The sequence below is a fragment of the Catenibacterium faecis genome, from assembly GCF_014306455.1.
In the GTDB taxonomy this organism is placed as follows: domain Bacteria; phylum Bacillota_I; class Bacilli_A; order Erysipelotrichales; family Coprobacillaceae; genus Catenibacterium; species Catenibacterium mitsuoka_A.
This window is the reverse complement of sequence record NZ_JACRWG010000010.1, coordinates 26,436-46,844: the sequence shown is the minus strand read 5'-3', so window position 1 is coordinate 46,844 and position 20,409 is coordinate 26,436. Positions and strand designations below refer to the sequence as shown.

Genomic DNA, 20,409 nt, shown 5'->3' with positions numbered 1-20,409 from the left:
AGATAATCTGCATAGATGACTTCTGATTATATCTATATCATTATTGCTTAATGATGCAAAGCCAAAATCATCCATCTTAGTGAATATAACAGTGCCATTAAAATAACCGTCAGCATCATTTGGAAAAGATCTGTAAACAATAGTATGCTTAGTATCATATACACTTAAATCCTTTACAAGAACATAGACTGATGGATCATCATCAAATATATAATCACGGTAGTCAAATACACCAAGTTCATTTCTTATAACTTCCTTCATTCTATCTGTTTCCAATACACATAAAACTCCATCTTTAATAATTACATATTTATATAGTTTACACATAAAAATATCCTCCTGGTTAATTTACACCTAGAGGATATCTTTATTTCTAATCATTTTTAAGCGCCTTTTTATTTAATGTCCTTGACACGGGGTCCACATTAATATGTTCACAATCCTTTTTCTTTTCTAAATTATTCCTCTAATCTTATCTGCAGTAGCATTATCTGTATAATTATCTAAATACTTCTTGCACCTATCAAAATCTTCTCGTCTCATATTCGTTAAGTCACGAAGTCTCCTCCAAGATATGTAAACGCTATCATTCTGGAATTTTTCATAATAGAAGACTATCTCCCTTGCCCAATACTCCTCGATACTTTCACTAGCGTATGTTCTTACTAATTCCTTACATTTTGGCAAATAATTTAGACGCTTATCGGGCCAGTTCATCGCCTTAGTAATCGCATTTATAGTAACTCGTTTAGGCCTTTCACCATTACCAGTATATATTTTTTCGCATAATTCTTTAACAAACGGAAGCATTTCTTCATCCATTTTATCCCAATCTTGTTTTGTCATTCCTTTTCGCACTGCATGATTATGTGGTGCTTTTTCCTTAATTCGATTTGCTTTAAGTGCTGTCGAAGGACATGATCCTACCTTTTTGGCGATGCGATGACAGCCAAGGCCTTCTTTATACAATTGATTTACTTTTTCGTTAAAGCGTTCTGTTTGAGATTTTTCAGATAACTTAGGATTCACAATTTCATTAATTGGAATATTTAAGAAGAAACATAACTTGCAAATATCTATAAAATTATTATTGTCGCCCGTAAACAGTTTTGCGACTTGATGCAAGTATCCAATCCCTTCACATCCAAACTCGCTATAAAATTCTTTTATGTCACTATATAGTTTACTTGTAAATTTACGTTTTCCGCGTGCTGTGATGTATTCCGTTCCTTCTAATTTTGAGATAAGCCATTCTGACATAGAAGGTTGCTCTGTTGGTATAGGAGACTGTATTATCTTTACAACATAATCTGTAAATTGTTTTTCTTTATCAGATGCATAATTAACTGATGAATCTACTACAATATCGTCTGCGACCCACAACCTTGGAGAAGACTTAGAATTTATTTCTATATCACTATCATGGAGGTAGCATCCGTGTGTACCGCAAACATTTATTCCACGTATTTGATGTGATCTATGCCAATATGCTTCTCCAAACTCATTCCTATCTTTTTCAAAACATAACGAGCAGTATCTAAGATATCTTGACCCACTCTTATTTTTCGGAAATATTAATGCAGAATGAATATCGCCTTCACCAGTTAACATAACTTGTGCTGCTAGATTCCTGCGTTCTACTGTTTCAAATTTTGCATATTGAAGAAACATCGTGTTCTGTAAAAGTATGTTTTTCAAACCATATACCTGTTCTAAAAAATTCTTTGTGTCTGAATTTAAGGATTGTAAGCCAAATTCCATATCTATTCTGCTTGTTTTGGTCTTACATAAGTCTTCAATAGCTAAAATATAAGATGGATATATATGTGCAAAATATCTGCTTACAACCGAATAAAATAGTTCGTCAGGATATAATCCAGGAAAGTATGAAATCATACAACTACCTCCTCGACATTAAAGTACTTCTTGTATGTTTCTATTGCATTCAAATCTTTATTTTTGATAATTCCAGCTATTTTTGCAACAGTCACATCAGTAGCAGTTACCTTTGTTTCGATTTGTTCTGGAACTGTAATGCTACTTGTCGGCTTAGAAGAAGTTTTCTTTCTATTTGATTTTCTTTGTTCAATATATCCGTGGAGCATTTGCATTCGCTGGTTGTATGCTTTTGTTAGCGAAGTAATATCTAGGCACTCGTTACCATCCATAATACTTAGCTCTTGCGCATCGTGAATCAACGCAGTTAAATTGGCTATATTACCTGCTGAATGTTCATACAGCCATACATATATTCCTTCGGTTATTTCCGATGGATTTTTTGTATATTGCCTATAGAATAATTCTTTACATAACTCTTTAAACTTTATGTCATAATCCATGTTGCGATATTGAAGTCCAGTTGTTCTTCGCGCCATCTGAGGCGCTTGATCAAAATAATCAAGACACTCTTCTGTTCCAACCATCATCACAGATATTCCTGACGCATTGATTAACTGAAGAATCATTTTGTATAATGTAGTTCCAGCTCGGTGTTGTACCAAAAACTGTATTTCATCTAGAACAAGCGTACCAATATACAGATGCGCCACCTGACAAACCATACCAAGAATTTGTTGGGCATTAACATTGGATTTGCATGCAGCCTTATAGTAATCGGTATCCAATTCATTATCTATAGAAAGTAGAATCTGCAATAACAACCCTCTGTAATTTGCATCGAACGGAGTACTCACTATCAACGCTGGAATAATCTTTCTATAAGGTTTCATTTGCATAATCGTACATCCTAGCATCTCGACAGCTCGTTGCACAGATGTTGTTTTTCCGCACCCAGAAGGACCGATAACTGTACACGACGATGCTCCAGTAATAATACCTCTATACTCTTTATTAGAAGTCATTGCTCGATGATTCGCGTTAAGCTGTCTTGTAGCGTCAACTGTTCCTTTTTGCTGCAGTGACATAACTGTCATCATATAGAGTTTATGATAGATTTCTAAAGATAAATTTTGAGGTACAAATACTTTGTATATATCCATCAATTTCAGAAGACGTGTGCCTGCATCGAGACCTCTTACTGATTCGTCGTAATCAGGTAAAACCTGTAACATATTTTTCAAATCTTCACCAAATAACATTTTAGGTAATAATCCACTGTAATCACTCATTATTGTTCACCTCGCTCATCAAATCTCTATGCCTTTGAGTTCTGGCTTTTTGCCGTCTCTTAGTTACACCTCTAATGTCTGTATTATCAGACTTTGCTGCTTGTGCTGCTATTGTTGTAATCTTTTGAGAAAGTTCTACTTTTGCCGCTAATGTATCCTCTCGAAAGCCCGCAACATATTGTCTCTGTTTCTTTTTTTGAGTATGTACTTCATTAACCGACATCCCTTGATATTTCTTCTCGATTAAAGTGAATTTTGTATAAGTTCCTTCTTCAAACATCCACACTTTACTTGCATCATCAGGATTGAAAGCTACGGTACACTTTCCACCGTTTAGATACTCTTCTGTAAATCCGTCTGCGTCATAGCGCATCTTATTAACCACTAATCCTTTTCTCGTAAAACGACCTTCCGTACGTGGTAACAAAGTTAGAACTAATTGTTCTTTACTAATTGATAGCAAATTACTATTCCCATACTCAGTTTGATAATTCCAGATACCTGCTAGAGTAGGAACAATCCCATCAGTTATCATATCTTCTGTATATGGGAAGTTTTCAAGAACTCGATTATTATAATAGATAATGGTATGAATTATGATTTTTTCAAATTGTTCTATGGTAAGGCAACTCTCTAATCTATAATCAACGCATCCACGCTTTTGAAAGTCGGGTTCTATAATTCCCTTTCCACGGAGGTATGGCTTAAAACCATCTTGCACTAAATCAAATAATTTCTCCACAGGACCTTTCATATTCGCCGAAAAACTCGGCAACGATATCACCTGACATCCCAATTCTGAAATCTGCTCAAAATTGTAAGATATGTACTCGGATCCTCGATCTGTAACTAATACTCCAGGAAGCTTATCGCATGGCCATTGCTTCTTTTCAATCTTTATACCAAATTGTTTGCACCATTTGACCTTATCTTCGATTACGTTTAACATCATTTCACGAACGCTGTAAACACCACCTTCCCATAATAAGGAATAGCCGCAACATAATCCTGAATATGCATCTACACATGCAACAAGGAGAGGTCTACCAACAAGCTTTCCTGAAGAATCAACAAGATACAAGTCACACACCGTACCATCCAGCATTCCAGTTCCAATTGTAGGAGCAAAATCTTGTATACTTTCACCAAGGAGTGGTCTATGGTTCAGTTGATATTCTTTTATGCCTTCGCGAGAGATCAGCTCGGTTTGCTTTTTTCTCGTTTTATTAAAGAAATAGCGGAACTGGTGGATACTGGGATGTTCCTCTTTCAACTTACCACTTTCATCAGTGTACTTTTCTTTTAGCATCATAACGTAGCAATCAGAAAGCTTATTCTTATGCCTAGTGTAATAGAATTTATTCAAGGACCATCTCATTATTTTTTCGTCATCTGTCATTGGTCTATTCTTTTTTCTAGACTTTGGCACAAGACTTGATATATTATCTGTCACCAAATAATTACACAGGTATGTAGTTAATGTTCTTCTACTGATTCCATAAGTATCAACCGCCATTGCTATTGCTCGATTTCTTAGTGAATCATCATTCATGAAAGCAAGTACACCAGCAATCATCGTGTAACGTTCGTGTGCCTGTTTGAAGGCTATACCTGTGAGTTCCTCTTCGATAAGTTCAATTTCTAGAATTTCAAAAGCTTCTTCTCTATTAATAATGACGCCATCGGCTAATTCAGCTTCCAACCTCCACACAGGCATATTTTTTGTATTACAGTTAAGTACCAAATAATTATCCTTATCTACCGCAAGTATTCGATAGATGATATCATTTACTTTTAAATAATCATTTTTCTTCATGATCAGGCACCTCCTTATCTACCACAATTCCCCAATCTTCGATTCCTCGCTTTCGCCAATAATCCAATGACACATCAAGCAGTTTTACCGTCTTTGGCTTTGTAATATATTTCCGCTCCACACATTCCCTTATCATGTACGAACCATCCTTTTTCTTACAAAGAAAATCTGTCGTATACGCTTCTGTATCAAGACCTTCAAGAAGAACGTTGCAATTTATCTCTACAACCTGCTCATTCTCCACAAGCTTATCAGCGTACACCGATTGTATTTTGCTATAGAACCTGCATACTCCTTCTGCCTTGTCAATCGTCCTGCGTTCACAACGCCCTTTGTAATTTTTCTTTATCACAATAAACCATCCTTTCTGCGTTTCCCAAAAACGCCCCAAAACCTTCCCGAAAGCGTTCCCAAAAACATCTTTTTGGGGAATGAATTCGGGTAAAACAATACAATATCATAGATTTTCCTTGTAAAATGGGGCTTTTCAGTGTTTTGGGTTTCCCAAATTTCTTCCCAAATCCCCAAAAACAAATTATCTCTATAATCATTCGTAACCAATTCCCCGCTATTTTTGCAATTATCTCCCCGTAGCTCCAAGTTTTTTTATTATAAAAAACTCTCTCTTTTTCTTTTTTATTTTCATTTTTAAAACATGAAAAATAGCTAGAAAATAATATGCTTTAACTAACGGAAAACCGCTTAAATACAAGGTTTTTAATGATAATATCTTTAATTTTACCAAACAAAAAGACCATGCATTTTTCAACGCAAGGTCTCATTTTTTATTTCTTATTTAGTTTTCTAAGTAGTTCTTAGATCAGTTCCCATGGAAAATGTAAATTACAAATTCGCGGGGATTGATGTGGGATTCTACACTACTAGTTATTCAAATTCAATAGTTCCAGGTGGCTTAGATGTAATATCATACATTACTCTATTCACACCACGAACTTCATTGATGATTCTATTCATAGTCTTATTTAATACTTCATAAGGGATTTCAGCTGCTTCTGCAGTCATGAAATCAATAGTATTAACAGCTCTTAATGCAACAGCATAGTCATAAGTTCTTTCATCACCCATAACACCTACTGACTGCATATTAGTTAATGCTGCAAAATACTGACCGATAGAACGATCTAATCCAGCATTCGCAATTTCTTCTCTATAAATCGCATCTGCATCCTGTACCATACGTACCTTTTCTGCAGTAACTTCACCAATGATTCTAATACCAAGACCTGGTCCTGGGAATGGCTGTCTGAATACTAAATATTCTGGAATACCAAGTTCAAGACCAACTTTTCTTACTTCATCTTTGAATAAGTCTCTTAATGGTTCAATGATTTCTTTGAAATCAACACAATCAGGTAATCCACCAACATTATGGTGAGACTTGATGACTGCAGATTCTCCTCCAAGACCGCTTTCTACAACGTCTGGATAAATAGTACCCTGTACTAAGAAATCAACGGCACCAATCTTCTTTGCTTCTTCTTCAAAGACTCTGATGAATTCTTCACCGATGATTTTTCTCTTGCTTTCAGGTTCAGTTACACCCTTAAGCTTAGAATAATATCTTTCCTGTGCATTCACTCTGATAAAGTTTAAGTCATAGCAGCCATCTTTACCAAATACAGCTTCAACTTCATCACCTTCGTTTTTACGAAGTAGACCATGGTCTACAAATACACAAGTTAACTGATTTCCGATAGCCTTAGATAATAAGACTGCTGCAACAGAAGAGTCAACACCTCCAGATAAAGCACATAATACTTTACCATCGCCAACTTTTTCTCTGATTGCTTTAATAGATTCTTCTACGAAAGAATCCATCTTCCAGTCACCAGCACATCCACATACATCGATTACGAAGTTTCTTAACATCTTCTTACCTTCTGCTGTATGTAATACTTCTGGATGGAACTGAATACCATAAAGGTTCTTTTCTCTGTTTTCACATGCTGCAACTGGACATTCATCAGAATGTGCTACAGATTTGAAACCAGGAGCTAAAGCTGAAATATAGTCATTATGACTCATCCAGCATACTGTCTTTTCAGATACATTTGAGAATAATGGTGAAGTTGTATCAACAACGATTTCTGTCTTACCATATTCTCTAGTAGGTGCAGCTTCTACATTTCCACCTAATACATACTGCATTAGCTGAGCACCATAACATAAGCCAAGTACAGGAACACCACATTCGAAAAGTTCTTTTTCGCATGTTGCAGCTCCTTCTTCATAGCAGCTATTAGGTCCACCTGTTAAGATGATTCCCTTAGGGTTGAGTTCTTTGATTTTCTGCATTGCAACTTTATATGAATAGATTTCACAATATACGTTGCTTTCACGAACTCTACGCGCTACGAGCTGATTGTATTGGCCACCAAAATCAATAACCAGTACTAATTCTCTCTTCATAAGTTCTCCTTTACTATTTATTTATTAAAATACTTCCTTAAGCACAATTGTCTGAGTACGATCAGGTCCAACTGAGAACATTATCACTGGGCAGTGAATAAGTTCTTCAATCTTCTTGATATAGTTCTGAGCATTGACAGGAAGTTCTTCAAATGAAGTGACATTTGTGATATCTTCCTTCCAGCCAGGTAATTCTACATAAACTGGTTCTACTCTTTCTAATTCTTCAATAGTAGAAGGTAAACCATGGATTTCTTTACCATCTAACATGTAAGCAGTACAAATCTTAATAGTATCTAAACCACTTAATACATCTAACAACATTAATGAACATCCAGTTAATGAAGCCATTCTTCTTGACTGGTTAACGACAACTGCATCGAACCATCCAATTCTTCTAGGTCTCTTAGTTACTGTACCAAATTCATTACCTGCATTTCTGATATAATCACCTAATTCACCTTCAATTTCAGTAGGGAAAGCACCAGAACCAACACGAGTAGTATAAGCCTTAATAACACCTACTACATCAGTTAAATAAAGAGGACCAATGCTTGCACCAGATGGTACACCATTAGCACCTGGGTTAGAGCTTGTTACATATGGATAAGTACCATAATCAATATCAAGCATAGTACCCTGAGCACCTTCAAATAAGATTTTCTTCTTTGCCTGGAATGCTTCATCTAAAAAGATACCAGTATCACAAACCATAGGTTTGATTACTTTAGCATATTCCTTATATTCTTCAAAGATTTCTTCTGCAGTACACTGTAATCCAGGATACTGTTTCTTCTTGAATGCTAATGTTTCTTCAAGTCTCTTCTTGAATAATGGTTCATTAATGAATTCACCAACACGAATACCGATACGGTCATATTTGTCTACATAAGTAGGTCCAATACCCTTCTTAGTTGTACCGATACTTGCAGCACCACGCATTTCTTCTTCTAATTCGTCAATTTCAATATGATAAGGTAAAGTGACATGTGCACGATCTGAGATGTGCATCTTATCAGTCTTGATACCTGCATCATTTAAATACTTCATTTCTTCAAGTAAAGCTTTAGGATTGATAACCATTCCGTTACCTAATACAACTTCACCAGTTGTAAAGATTCCGCTAGGAATAAGTCTTAAGGCAAATTTCTGGCCATTAAATTTAATAGTATGACCTGCATTATTACCTCCAGAATATCTCACTACTAGATCTGCCTGCTGTGCAAGATAATCTGTAACCTTTCCTTTTCCTTCGTCGCCCCACTGGCTTCCAACAACAACGACTCCTGCCATTTATGTTCATCCTTTCTTTCATTAAAATACAACTATATTATAGAGGATAAAGAACATTATGTAAAACATAAAACTATCGTTAAATCAATGAAATTATGTGAATAAGTGCTATAATCAAATCACACGAGGTGATTTGATGAAAAAACTAGCGGTTCTGTTTCCTGGAATTGGTTATCATTGTGATAAGCCACTCCTCTACTACTCTAAAAAATGTTTATCAACCTATGGCTATGAGATCATTGAAGTGAACTATAAACACTTTCCTCATATGAAAGATAAAGATGAATTAATTAAGCAGGCAGAAGATATTGGTTATAAGCAGACTGAAGAAATTCTTAAAGATATTCCATTTTCTACTTATGATGAAATCCTATTTGTATCAAAAAGTATTGGTACTGCCATTAGTGCACGTTTTAATGAAGAACATCATGTGAATGCATATTCTATTTATTTCACACCACTTGTTGCGACTTTCAAGTATAGCTTAAATGGTATTGCCTTCCATGGTACAAATGACCCATGGGCCAAAACGAATCTCATTCAATGTGCATGTGATGAAGCACATATTCCACTTATTCTCTATCGTGATGCAAATCACTCATTAGAGTGTGGAGATGTGCTTGTTGATATTTCTAATCTTCATGACATCTTTCTTCATGTCATAGAAGCGATGCAAACAGTTTATCCACTATAGGGGTAAACTGTTTTTTAAATAACGATAAAGATAAAGCTGTAGTTTGCTTGTCAAACGATTCATTGAAAGATGATAATCCTTCAACATCCCATCTGTAAATCCTTTATCGCTATTCACATGGATAGTGACCTGATCACCTAAAGAAACATGCTCCACTTTAGAATAAATAACTAAGTCAGCATCTTCTTTTACATAAGGCTTAAACCATGTGGGAACATCTATATCCCCTATGAATTGAATAGGGACCATAATGTCTTTGAGGGCTTTTTCTATAGAACCTCCTGGAATCAGATAGCCTTTTAATAGTGTTTCTATCTCATTCCTCATTGGGGTCATATGTTGATATGCTTCTTCTTTTGTTTTGGCTTTATTCGCTATGCGTACTCTTACATAGCCTTCTCCTGCATACATCGCAAGAGTGACATCTGTTTGTTTATATTGGGTTTCTGTCAGTTTTTCATCAATCATACTTTCCCCAATACCCATCACTAGAAAGTCTTCTGTATAGATCTGTTCCTGGCGATAGTGTTCTAGATAGGGTTTTAAGGAATGTTCTACGACATAATTGAATTCCTTAGGTGGACCAGGAAGATTAATGATCATCTTACCATCCTTGCTCATCACACAGCCATTGGCTGTTCCTACATCATTCTCTAATATATAAGCATTTTCTGGGAAATAAGCCTGTTTGAAGTTGTTATCAGAAACAACATCGAGTCCTGTCACAAAGCGACATTTTTCATCCACCTTACGAGCTTCTTCTTCGTTATAGACAAGTTCTAGTCCTAGATATTCTGCTGAGAGTTCCTTAGTTAAATCATCCTGCGTTGGACCAAGTCCTGCAGTAGTAATGACACAATCAGCCCCTCTTTTAAACGCAATATCGAGACATTCTAATAAACGTTGTGGATTATCACCAACAGTCGTTTGATGATAAATATCAAATCCTAATTCTTTACACATCTTAAAGAGTACCGGAGCTTCTGTGTTGATGATTTCACCAAGAAGAAGTTCAGTCCCTACATTAATCACTTCTACATTCATATCTCTAGATACATATCATTCCATTTTGCTTCTCCATGAGTAGAAGAAGAGACACCAAGATGCTTATAGCCAAAACTTTCATAAAAGCCAATTAAATGATCTTTACATGTGAGAAATATTCCTTTTTTATTTCGCTCCTTTGCAAGAGTGATATAACCATTCATAAGCGTATGCGCTAAGCCTTGATGCTGATAATTTGGATGTACATCTAAGCCAAAAACTGTCATATAATCACCACTAGGATCATGTAATGAAGCATCTTCATAGAATGCATCTGGTAAGCCTTTAATATTCGATGTATTCCCATTAATAAAGCCAATAACGTCTTTATCTTCTAATACAAGAAAGTTCTCTGAAAAGACATTAAAACGTTCTTTAAACTGCTCATAAGTCGCTGCTTCAGCTTCAGGAAAACAAAGAGACTCTATATGAGAGATAGCTTCTATATCACCTATAACTGCTTGTCTCAATAGCATGATATTTTCCTCCTTTCAAAATATTTTTTGTATCTTATACAAAAAAGACTTGATAGTCAAGAGACTATCAAGCTTTTTACTGTCCATTTTCAAATTGTGAACGATAAAGTGTTGCATAGAAACCATTTTCTTTAAGTAATCCTTCATGATTACCGATTTCTACAATATCACCATCACGCATAACGATAATTGTATCTGCATCTCTAATAGTAGAGAGACGATGTGCAATAACGAATGATGTTCTATTCTTCATTAATTCATCCATTCCCTGCTGAATTAATACTTCTGTTCTTGTATCAACTGAAGATGTAGCTTCATCAAGAATCAAAATCTTAGGATCCTTTAAGAAGGCACGCGCAATAGTCAATAACTGCTTCTGACCTGCACTGATATTAGAAGATTCTTCGTTGATCATTGTGTTATAACCATCTGGTAGTGTGTGAATAAAGTGATCTACACGAGCACTCACGCATGCTTTTTTGACTTCTTCATCAGTGGCATCTAATCGACCATATTTTAAGTTATCCATGATAGTACCATTAAATAACCATGTATCCTGTAATACCATACCAAATAATGAACGAAGATCACTACGTTTCATTTGAGTGATATCTTCACCATCAATCATGATAGAACCACCATTGAGTTCATAGAAACGCATCAACAATTTAATAATAGTTGTTTTACCTGCACCAGTCGGACCAACAATGGCTACCTTCTGACCGGCATGAACATGGAGTGAGAAGTCATTGATGATGATCTTATCTGGATTATAACCAAAGTGAACATCCGCAAAAGTGACAGCACCCTTCATATTCTGTACTTCTTCAGTTGTAAGAGTGGCTGAGTCTTCTGTCAATTCTTCTTCCTCCAAGAATTCAAAGACACGTTCTGCAGCTGCACCAGTACTTTGTAATAAGTTAGCCGCCTGAGCAATCTGAGAGATTGGCTGGTTGAACTGTCTAACATACTGGATAAATGCCTGGATATCACCAATAGTAATTGTTTTAGAACCAGCTAGAATACCACCGATAATACAAACACCTACATAACCTATATTACCGATAAAGTTACTAATTGGCATCATAAGTGATCCAAAGAATTGTGATTTCCATGCAGATGTATAAAGTGATTCATTGTATTGTTCAAACTGTTCTACAGATTTTTCTTCACCATTGAACGCTTTGACTACCTGATGTCCACCATACATTTCTTCAATATGACCATTGACATCACCAAGTGAGTTCTGCTGCTGAGTGAAGTATTTCTGTGAATGCTTCATAACTAAACGCATCAAGGTCATTGATACAGGTAATACTACAACTGCAATCAGAGTCATCTGCCAGCTGATTGTAAGCATCATAATAAAGATACCTACTAGAGTGACTACGTTAGAAATAAGTGTAGATAAAGACTGGTTTAATGACTGAGCGATTGTATCAATATCGTTAGTCACACGAGAAAGAATATCACCACTTGTATGCTTATCAAAATAAGAAAGTGGTAAACGGTTCATCTTTTCAGAAATATCTTTTCTAAGTGAGAAGGCTGCATCCTGTGATACGCCAGAGATGATCCAGCTCATGATATAACTAAATAGAGAACTAGCTGCATATAACACGACAAGAATCAATAAAATCTTAACGATATAATTAAAATCAATACCACCGGTATTGGCTACTTTAGCCATGATACCTTCTGATAATTTATCTGTTGCTTTTGCAAGAACCTTAGGACCTATAATATTAAAGATAGTAGAACATACCGCAAATACCATAACAAAACAAATCTTTAAATGATATGGTTTTAAGTAGGCGAGTAACTTCTTTAATGTACCACCTAAATCCTTCGCTTTTTCATTATTACCACGGCCTCTGCCCATACCCATTGGAGCGCGACGATTTTTATTCATTGTCTAATTCCTCCTTTGATAACTGAGATAAGGCGATTTCCTGATAGACAGAACATGTTTTCATTAATTGTTCATGTGTGCCTTTTCCTACAATCTTACCTTCATCAAGTACGATGATCTGATCAGCATGCATAATAGATGCAATACGCTGTCCAACGATTAAGACAGTATTATGAGTCTTGGCAGTCATTTCTCCTAGACGTTTTCTAAGTGTTGCATCAGTCTTGAAGTCAAGTGCTGAGAAGCTGTCATCAAAGATAAGAATTTTAGGATTTTTCGCAAGTGCTCTTGCAATTGCGAGACGCTGTTTCTGTCCACCTGATACGTTTGTACCACCCTGAGAAATAGGTTCTTTAACACCTAATGGTTTTGTTTCAATGAATTCTTTTGCCTGCGCAACATCAATCACTTCAGCCAATTCTTCATCAGATAAATCAGGGGCACCATATTTAATATTTGATTCTATTGTACCTGAGAATAATAATCCCTTTTGAGGTACTACACCAATACGGTCTCTTAAATCATGCATAGAAACATGTCTTACATCCACACCATCTACTGTGACTTCACCTTCAGTGACATCATAGAAACGAGGAATAAGGTTAATAAGTGTTGATTTACCTGAACCTGTTGAACCAATAAAGGCTGTTGTTTGACCAGGACGGGCTGTAAAGTCAATATCAGTCAAGACTGGTTCATCAGCACCAGGATACTTAAATGATACATGTTTGAATTCTATTAAACCTTTCTTGTCTTCATCAAAAGAAGTGCTCTGTTCTGGATTTTCAATTGTAGGTTCAGTATTTAATACTTCAGCTACACGGTTTGCAGCTACACTTGCACGAGGTAACATAACTGCAATCATTGCGACCATTAAGAAACTCATAACGATAATCATGGCATACTGTAAGAAGGCCATCATTTCACCAATCGCAATATGACCTAAATCAACCTGCTTTGCTCCAAAGTAGATAATGAGTAAAGTCATCCCCTGCATGATAAACATCATGATAGGCATTAATGAGACCATCACTCTATTAACAAATAAGTTTGTCCCTGTTAAATCCTTGTTTGCCTGATCAAAACGTTTTTCAGATTCTTCTTCATTTCCAAATGCACGAATAACTAGAACACCTGATAAGTTTTCTCTCATAGCTAAGTTTAACTTATCAATTAATTGCTGGATAATCTTGAATTTAGGCATTGCGATAGAGAAAGTGACACCTAGTACTCCAAAGATAATAATGACAACTAAGAAGATCATCCAAGTCATGGATGGTGAGTTCTTAACAGCCTTCATAATACCACCAATACCATTGATTGGGGCAAGCATACACATTCTTACGATTATCACAAGAACCATCTGGATCTGAACGATATCGTTTGTACTACGAGTAATTAAAGAGGCTGTAGAGAACTTATTGAATTCCGTATTAGAGAAGCTTTCAACCTTCTTAAATACAGCTAAACGTAAGTCTCTTGCCACTGATGCACCAAGTTTTGATGCTAAGAATGCAACACAGATAGAAGCCACAGCACCAAGTAAGGCAATAGCTAACATCTGAATACCTTTATGGGCAATATACTGGTTCTGTACTTTATTGATATCAGCACCAAGTTTCTTATATTCCGCTTTAACACCTTCACCAGCTGCAATCTTCATTGTAGATTCACCCATAGTCTTCATCTGCTTATCGACGCTTTCAAACATCTTATTACGTTCATCTTCACCCATTGAGCCGATGAAATAATAAATATCTCCATTGTTTAAATGTGTTTCCATAGCATCAATCTGTGCTTTTACATCATCTAGTTTCTTCTTAGATTCATCTAATTGAGGTTTTGCAGAAGCGACTTTTTCTTTAGCCTGATCAAGCTGTTTCTTGATTGTTGAAGACTGGCTCTTCATTTGTGCCATCTGACCTGCTGAAGCATTGAGTTTTTCATAACCAGCAACTGCCTGAGAAATACCAGCTAATTGAGCCTGAAACTTTGTTTTTACGTCACCTTCAGGCAATGCATTATATTGTGCTGTTAAAGTGTTCTGCATTTCTTTGGCTTTTTCATATGAACCAAACTGAGTGTTTAATGTATTTAGTGCACTATCATATTGCTTAATTGCAGTCTGCATCTGTTCATACTGCTTCACACCCTGATTGTATTTAGCCATGCCAGCATTATACTGTTCTAAACCTTTATTATAGCCATCTAAGCCTTTTTGATAGCCTTCCTTAGCAGAATTAATAGCTGAATCAATCTTTGTCTCAAATGACTTATACTGCTTTGTACCAGGTTTCATTTTATTCATAGAATAAACAATCAACATAGGCTTAGTTAATACTTTATTGAGTTTTTCTTCATCTACATCTTTCTTTAAGATGTATAAAGTCTGATTCTTTGCTTTTTTGAATGTCTTATAATAAGACTTGTCCACATCCTTTGCAGGAGTTTTCTTATACGCATTTTCTAATACTTTTTGATCTTTTGAAGAGACAAATAATAATAAATGATTATAAGTTTCTTCACTTAATACAGGAGATATAGCTGAATCGAAACCTCCTGCCTGAATACCGCTAGATACGATATCAGACATATAATCAGGAAGTGTTAATTCAGTATAGGCCTGTCCAAATATACAAACGATGGCTAATACAAATAATAGCCAATATTTCTTAAAATATTTCTTAAGTTTAAGCATCGTCTTCCTCCTTTAATTCATCTTCCATATTCTTAATAATCATATCAATCATATGTAATACGGCATCATGATCTTCTTTTGTGAGTCCTCTGCTGCATACTTCTTCCATATGCCTCATCTTATCCTTACAGATTTCTAAATACTCTTCACCCAATTTACTTAAACGCACTGTAGAATGACGTTTATCTTGAGGATTCTGTTCACGAATAATATAGCCTGCTTCTTCCAGACGCTTGATTCTTACTGAAAGTGTTGCATCAGAGATATGAAGATATTGTGCCACTTCTTTTTGAGAATGACCATGTTCTTTAATCACAAATAACAAGCGTGATTGATCACCTGTTAAAGGCATATCCTTAAAGTTACGCATCATATACCTTCCTACTACTTTTCTAAGTACTGCGACCTTATCTATCATCACTTTGACATTCTCCTGCATGTCCGTTGTACACCTCCTTACTATTAGTTAGTATGCTAAATATTATAGTTAGGGTGCTAACTATTGTCAATAAAAAAAGAGTAATATTTTTACTACTCTCTAATCTGGCCATTTCCTTCAATTTTGTATTGGTAAGAACACATTTCTTTTAAACCAAGTGGACCTCTGGCATGAAGTTTCTGTGTACTGATTCCAAGTTCTGCCCCAAAACCAAATTCTCCACCATCTGAGAATCTTGTAGAAGCATTATGATACACACAGGCACTATCTAAGCTATTCATAAATAATGCAGCTGTTTCATTATTTTCAGTAATAATGGATTCTGAATGTTTTGTAGAATATGTATAAATATGATTGATTGCTTCTTCTACTGAGTCAACAACTCTAATATTCACAATATAGTCATCATATTCTGTTGCATAACTGTCATCTGTGACATGTTCACAGTGAATGATCTGACATGTTGCATCATCCCCTTTGATTTCTACTTTTTCAAAGGCTTTTTTAAGTTCAGGTAAGAACTTGTCTGCCACATCCTTATGTACAAGTATTGTTTCTATCGCATTACATACTGAAGGTCTTTGAATCTTCGCATTGACTGCAATAGTTAATGCTTTATTAAGGTCTGCATCCTTATCAACATAAAGATGGCAAATACCAGCGCCTGTTTCAATAACAGGTACTGTTGCATTCTTAACAACAAACTGAATGAGTCCAGCACCACCTCTAGGTACAATAACATCTACATATTCATTGGCATGGATGAGTTCTCCTACAATGGCGTGATCTAATTCTGTGATCAGTTCAATCGCACCTTCTGGTAAGATGTCTTTAGTGGCATCCTTCATGATTTCTACTAATTTCTTATTTGTATGAATGGCTTCTTTACCACCTCTTAAAACACAGGCATTGCCTGATTTTAAGCAAAGAGAAGCAATATCTACAGTGACATTAGGACGGGCTTCATAAATAATTCCAAAGACACCAATAGGCACTCTCACTTTAGAAATTTCTAGACCATTTGGTCTTGTCCAGGATTCCATCACTTCACCAATAGGATCAGGTAATGTAGCTACCTTCTTGACTCCATCACTCACTCCTACAATACGTTCATGAGTAAATAAGAGTCTATCCTGCATAGCCTTAGTCATATTGACTTCCTTAGCATGTGCCATATCTTTTTTATTAGCTTCTAATATTTCATCACTATGTGCAATTAATGCGTCGGCGATTTTCTCTAATGCCTGATTCTTTGTGCAAGTTGGCATATTCTTTAAAAGACGTGCAGCAACTTTAGCACGCTTTAATTGTGTTTCTAATAATGTATTCATTATCTTTCCTCCAATACAACCATGTTATTCGCATGTACTACTTCATCATAGTCATGACGATGTAATATTTCGTCTATTTCAGAAGACTGGTGTCCTTTAATAAGTCTGATTTCATCACTTGCATAATTGACAACACCCTTCGCAATTGTATTAAACTCTTCGTCCTTGATATCAACAACCTGTCCCTCTAAGAATCTTCCTTCTACATCTTTAATACCTGTAGGTAAAAGACTGACATGCTTGTCAACAATCGCTTTTCTACATCCTGCATCAACTATAATTGTTCCTCTTGGTTTAGTACGATAGGCAATCCAATGTCTTCTAGCATTCATATTTGTGCCAGAAGCCCCATTGAACCAAGTTCCTTCATTATCTAAAGCTTTTAATATACTGTTTTCTTTCTGTCCATTCACAATACACATATGACTACCCAATGCATTGACCATTTGAGCCGCTTTTAGTTTAGTCGCCATACCACCTGTACCTAGACCACTGACTGCATCTCCAGCATAGCTTAAAATAGTATCATCAATCTTATCTACATAGTGGATAAGCACAGCATCAGGATCAGTATGAGGATTACCTGTATAAAGACCATCAATATCACTCACGAGAATTAATAATTGTGCTTCTACTAGAGGAACAATAAGTGAAGCCAATGTATCATTGTCTCCTACCTTGATTTCATCTACTGCCAAAGCATCATTTTCATTAATAATAGGAACAACATCATAATTGAGTAGTGCATTAATTGTATGGTTTAAGTTCATTAAACGATGACGATCATCAAAGTCATCATGGTTTAATAAGATCTGAGAACATTTCATATTAAAGACCTGGAATATTTCTTCATAGATTTCCATTAGTCTTGCCTGCCCAATCGCAGCTAATGCCTGTTTTTCCGGTAGTGTTTTCGGTTTACTGTCTAGTCCTAATGCGCCCATACCCGCTGCAATGGCTCCTGAAGAGACTAGAACAACGATATAACCTTCTCTTTTAAGTTTGGCAATCTGCCATGTTAACATCAATATTTTTTCTTTATTGATTTTTCCATCTTTGTCACAAAGTGAGCTTGAGCCTACCTTAATGACAATTTTCTTTACTTCTTCTATTCTACGTTTCATCGAAAACACCCCTTTATCATTTAATCTATTATAGAGGGTAAAACACTTTAAAAGCAAACAAAACATACTGATTTTTGTCTTTTGACAAAAAAAGACTCCCATTAAGGGAGTCAAATGTATTAGTGGCTTAAAGTTTTGTTTTCTACTTCTGTATTTAATAATTCTACGAATTCTTCAAAAGTCACTGTAGTCTGTTTCTTTTCACCATGTTTACGATAAGTCACAGTACCATTATCTCTTTCGTTATCACCAAGTACTAACTGATAAGGGATCTTCTTTAACTGTGCTTCTCTGATACGATAACCTAACTTTTCATCTCTGTTATCGTTATTTACTCTGAAGTGTGCTTTTCTTAACTTAGCCACAACTTCTTTTGCGTATTCATCATGGTATTCAAGTTTAACTGGAATAACCTGAACCTGAGTAGGTGCTAACCATAGAGGAAGGTTACCTTTTGTTTCTTCTAATAAGAAGGCAACGAAACGGTCTAATGAACCTAAGATTGCTCTATGAATAACAACTGGTCTTACCTTATCACCATTTTCATCAACATAAGTTAATTCGAATCTTTCTGGTAGCTGGTAGTCTAACTGGATTGTAGATAAAGTAACATCATGTCCTAATGCACTCTTTACCTGTACGTCAAGTTTAGGACCATAGAATGCTGCTTCGCCTTCTGCTTCATAGAATTCTACATTCATTTCTTTTAATACTTCACGTAATTCGTTTTCACTCTTTTCCCATAATTCATCATTACCGAAATACTTTTCTTTGTTGTTCTTATCTCTTAATGATAAACGGAATGAGTAATCTTTGAAACCAAAGTCCTTATATACATCTAAGATTAAATGTGCTACATTCTTGAATTCCTGAGCAATCTGGTCTGGACGACAGAAGATATGTGAATCGTTCTGTGTAAATGCTCTTGCACGTTCAATACCAGTTAAAGCACCACTTGCTTCAAAACGGAAATCGTTCGCAATTTCCGCAATTCTAACTGGAAGATCACGATATGAATGTAATGTAGATTTATACATAACCATATGGTGTGGACAGTTCATAGGTCTTAATACATATGCTTCATCATCTAATTCCATAGCTGGGAACATATCATCTTTATAATGTGCCCAATGTCCTGATTTCTTGTATAACTTAACGTTACCAAGAGATGGTGTCATAACATGTTCATAACCTAATTCTAATTCTTTGTTCATGATGTAATCAGATAATAAATGTCTTACAGTAAAACCATTTGGTAACCACATTGGTAAACCTTTACCTACGATATCTGCAAACATGAAGATACCTAATTCTTTACCAAGTCTTCTGTGGTCTCTTTCTTTTGCTTCTTCTAATAACTGAAGATGTGCTTCTAATTCTTCTTTAGTTGGGAAACATACACCATAGATTCTCTGAAGAACCTTGTTGTTCTTATCACCTTTCCAATAAGCACCTGAATGTTTAATTAACTTGAAGTTCTTACATAATTTAACTGTTTCTACATGTGGACCACGACATAAGTCAGTGAAATCACCCTGTGAATAAGTAGTGATTGTACCATCTTCTAAACCATTGATTAAGTCTAACTTATATTCATCATCCTTGAATTCTTCTAAAGCTTCTTCTTTAGAGACTTCATGTCTCACGATTCTCTTACCATCTTTACAGATTTTCTTCATTTCTTTTTCAATCTTAGGTAAGTCATCATCAGAAATAGTCTGATCACCTAAATCGATATCATAATAGAATCCTTCTTCTACTACTGGGCCTACCCAGAACTTAGCCTGTGGGTAAAGATGTTTAACTGCCTGTGCTAATACGTGTGCACATGAATGATTTAAAGTATTTAAATCTTTGTCGTTTAAAAAATCGCTCATATTCTCCTCCTATAAATAAAAAGAGACCTCATCAAAGGACGAAGTCTCGTGTTACCACCTTTATTCGTTATGCAATGCATAACCTCTCATCTCTTAACGCGAGTTACGGAATCTCTTTCGAGTTCAGCATCACAGGGAGTACCTTTA

General features: G+C 35.6%; 17 protein-coding genes. 1 reads left to right on the top strand and 16 read right to left on the bottom strand.

What is annotated here, in order from left to right; genetic code table 11:
* The 8 genes from H8909_RS04140 to H8909_RS04105 form a co-directional block, all read right to left on the bottom strand.
* Positions 1-327: hypothetical protein (locus H8909_RS04140; RefSeq protein ID WP_187011960.1), on the bottom strand; the 327-nt coding region annotated here is incomplete at its 3' end.
* Positions 328-453: 126 nt separating this feature from the next.
* Positions 454-1,896 (bottom strand): TniQ family protein, encoded by a 1,443-nt coding sequence (locus tag H8909_RS04135; RefSeq protein ID WP_187011959.1) that lies wholly within the window; start codon positions 1,894-1,896, stop codon positions 454-456.
* Positions 1,893-3,128 (bottom strand): ATP-binding protein, encoded by a 1,236-nt coding sequence (locus H8909_RS04130; RefSeq protein ID WP_187011958.1) that lies wholly within the window; start codon positions 3,126-3,128, stop codon positions 1,893-1,895. The genes H8909_RS04135 and H8909_RS04130 overlap by 4 nt, the downstream gene beginning before the upstream one ends.
* Positions 3,121-4,944 carry a TnsB C-terminal domain-containing protein gene (locus tag H8909_RS04125; RefSeq protein ID WP_187011957.1) on the bottom strand — a complete coding sequence of 608 codons (1,824 nt, stop codon included), beginning with the start codon at positions 4,942-4,944 and terminating at the stop codon, positions 3,121-3,123. Before H8909_RS04125 ends, H8909_RS04130 begins: the two co-directional genes overlap by 8 nt.
* Positions 4,931-5,296 carry a PDDEXK family nuclease gene (locus tag H8909_RS04120; protein WP_187011956.1) on the bottom strand — a complete coding sequence of 122 codons (366 nt, stop codon included), beginning with the start codon at positions 5,294-5,296 and terminating at the stop codon, positions 4,931-4,933. Before H8909_RS04120 ends, H8909_RS04125 begins: the two co-directional genes overlap by 14 nt.
* Positions 5,297-5,524: 228 nt before the next feature.
* Positions 5,525-5,713: a hypothetical protein gene (locus H8909_RS04115; protein WP_187011955.1), complete on the bottom strand. Its 189-nt coding sequence runs from the start codon at positions 5,711-5,713 to the stop codon at positions 5,525-5,527.
* Between the two features lie 116 nt (positions 5,714-5,829).
* Positions 5,830-7,374, bottom strand: a complete 1,545-nt coding sequence (gene guaA / locus H8909_RS04110; protein ID WP_187011954.1) for a glutamine-hydrolyzing GMP synthase — start codon at positions 7,372-7,374, stop codon at positions 5,830-5,832.
* 24 nt (positions 7,375-7,398) lie between these two features.
* Positions 7,399-8,667 (bottom strand): adenylosuccinate synthase, encoded by a 1,269-nt coding sequence (locus H8909_RS04105; RefSeq protein WP_187011953.1) that lies wholly within the window; start codon positions 8,665-8,667, stop codon positions 7,399-7,401.
* A 136-nt stretch (positions 8,668-8,803) separates the two neighbouring features.
* Here H8909_RS04105 and H8909_RS04100 point away from each other — a divergent pair, with 136 nt between their 5' ends.
* Entirely contained in the window at positions 8,804-9,361 is a 558-nt protein-coding gene (locus H8909_RS04100) for an alpha/beta hydrolase (RefSeq protein ID WP_187011952.1), read from the top strand.
* Here the strand turns inward: H8909_RS04100 and H8909_RS04095 are convergent.
* The 8 genes from H8909_RS04095 to thrS all read right to left on the bottom strand — a co-directional run bounded on the left by H8909_RS04095 (position 9,356) and on the right by thrS (position 20,262).
* Complete coding sequence (locus tag H8909_RS04095; RefSeq protein WP_187011951.1) at positions 9,356-10,405, bottom strand: molybdopterin-binding protein; 1,050 nt, start codon at positions 10,403-10,405, stop codon at positions 9,356-9,358. The genes H8909_RS04100 and H8909_RS04095 overlap by 6 nt on opposite strands.
* Positions 10,402-10,881 (bottom strand): GNAT family N-acetyltransferase, encoded by a 480-nt coding sequence (locus tag H8909_RS04090; protein ID WP_187011950.1) that lies wholly within the window; start codon positions 10,879-10,881, stop codon positions 10,402-10,404. The genes H8909_RS04095 and H8909_RS04090 overlap by 4 nt, the downstream gene beginning before the upstream one ends.
* A 76-nt stretch (positions 10,882-10,957) precedes the next feature.
* The gene (locus H8909_RS04085) at positions 10,958-12,793 is read right to left on the bottom strand and encodes an ABC transporter ATP-binding protein (protein WP_187011949.1); all 1,836 of its coding nucleotides are present in this window, start codon (positions 12,791-12,793) and stop codon (positions 10,958-10,960) included.
* The gene (locus H8909_RS04080; RefSeq protein ID WP_238928212.1) at positions 12,786-15,491 is read right to left on the bottom strand and encodes an ATP-binding cassette domain-containing protein; all 2,706 of its coding nucleotides are present in this window, start codon (positions 15,489-15,491) and stop codon (positions 12,786-12,788) included. The genes H8909_RS04085 and H8909_RS04080 overlap by 8 nt, the downstream gene beginning before the upstream one ends.
* Positions 15,484-15,909 (bottom strand): MarR family winged helix-turn-helix transcriptional regulator, encoded by a 426-nt coding sequence (locus H8909_RS04075; RefSeq protein WP_238928213.1) that lies wholly within the window; start codon positions 15,907-15,909, stop codon positions 15,484-15,486. The genes H8909_RS04080 and H8909_RS04075 overlap by 8 nt, the downstream gene beginning before the upstream one ends.
* A 113-nt stretch (positions 15,910-16,022) precedes the next feature.
* On the bottom strand, positions 16,023-17,261 hold the full coding sequence (locus tag H8909_RS04070) for a glutamate-5-semialdehyde dehydrogenase (protein ID WP_187011947.1): 1,239 nt from the start codon (positions 17,259-17,261) through the stop codon (positions 16,023-16,025).
* Positions 17,261-18,385 (bottom strand): glutamate 5-kinase, encoded by a 1,125-nt coding sequence (gene proB, locus H8909_RS04065; protein WP_187011946.1) that lies wholly within the window; start codon positions 18,383-18,385, stop codon positions 17,261-17,263. Before proB ends, H8909_RS04070 begins: the two co-directional genes overlap by 1 nt.
* Positions 18,386-18,504: 119 nt before the next feature.
* Positions 18,505-20,262: a threonine--tRNA ligase gene (thrS, locus tag H8909_RS04060; protein ID WP_187011945.1), complete on the bottom strand. Its 1,758-nt coding sequence runs from the start codon at positions 20,260-20,262 to the stop codon at positions 18,505-18,507.
* Between the last annotated feature and the right edge of the window lie 147 nt (positions 20,263-20,409).

Bases quoted from the DNA above. Each gene is read 5' to 3' on its own strand.
- H8909_RS04100 (WP_187011952.1), top strand. From the start codon at position 8,804: ATGAAAAAACTAGCGGTTCTGTTTCCTGGAATTGGTTATCATTGTGAT.
- H8909_RS04130 (WP_187011958.1), bottom strand. From the start codon at position 3,128: ATGAGTGATTACAGTGGATTATTACCTAAAATGTTATTTGGTGAAGAT.
- guaA (WP_187011954.1), bottom strand. From the start codon at position 7,374: ATGAAGAGAGAATTAGTACTGGTTATTGATTTTGGTGGCCAATACAAT.
- H8909_RS04105 (WP_187011953.1), bottom strand. From the start codon at position 8,667: ATGGCAGGAGTCGTTGTTGTTGGAAGCCAGTGGGGCGACGAAGGAAAA.
- H8909_RS04075 (WP_238928213.1), bottom strand. From the start codon at position 15,909: ATGATAGATAAGGTCGCAGTACTTAGAAAAGTAGTAGGAAGGTATATG.
- H8909_RS04135 (WP_187011959.1), bottom strand. From the start codon at position 1,896: ATGATTTCATACTTTCCTGGATTATATCCTGACGAACTATTTTATTCG.
- H8909_RS04095 (WP_187011951.1), bottom strand. From the start codon at position 10,405: ATGAATGTAGAAGTGATTAATGTAGGGACTGAACTTCTTCTTGGTGAA.
- proB (WP_187011946.1), bottom strand. From the start codon at position 18,385: ATGAAACGTAGAATAGAAGAAGTAAAGAAAATTGTCATTAAGGTAGGC.
- H8909_RS04090 (WP_187011950.1), bottom strand. From the start codon at position 10,881: ATGCTATTGAGACAAGCAGTTATAGGTGATATAGAAGCTATCTCTCAT.
- H8909_RS04085 (WP_187011949.1), bottom strand. From the start codon at position 12,793: ATGAATAAAAATCGTCGCGCTCCAATGGGTATGGGCAGAGGCCGTGGT.
- thrS (WP_187011945.1), bottom strand. From the start codon at position 20,262: ATGAGCGATTTTTTAAACGACAAAGATTTAAATACTTTAAATCATTCA.
- H8909_RS04070 (WP_187011947.1), bottom strand. From the start codon at position 17,261: ATGAATACATTATTAGAAACACAATTAAAGCGTGCTAAAGTTGCTGCA.
- H8909_RS04125 (WP_187011957.1), bottom strand. From the start codon at position 4,944: ATGAAGAAAAATGATTATTTAAAAGTAAATGATATCATCTATCGAATA.
- H8909_RS04080 (WP_238928212.1), bottom strand. From the start codon at position 15,491: ATGCTTAAACTTAAGAAATATTTTAAGAAATATTGGCTATTATTTGTA.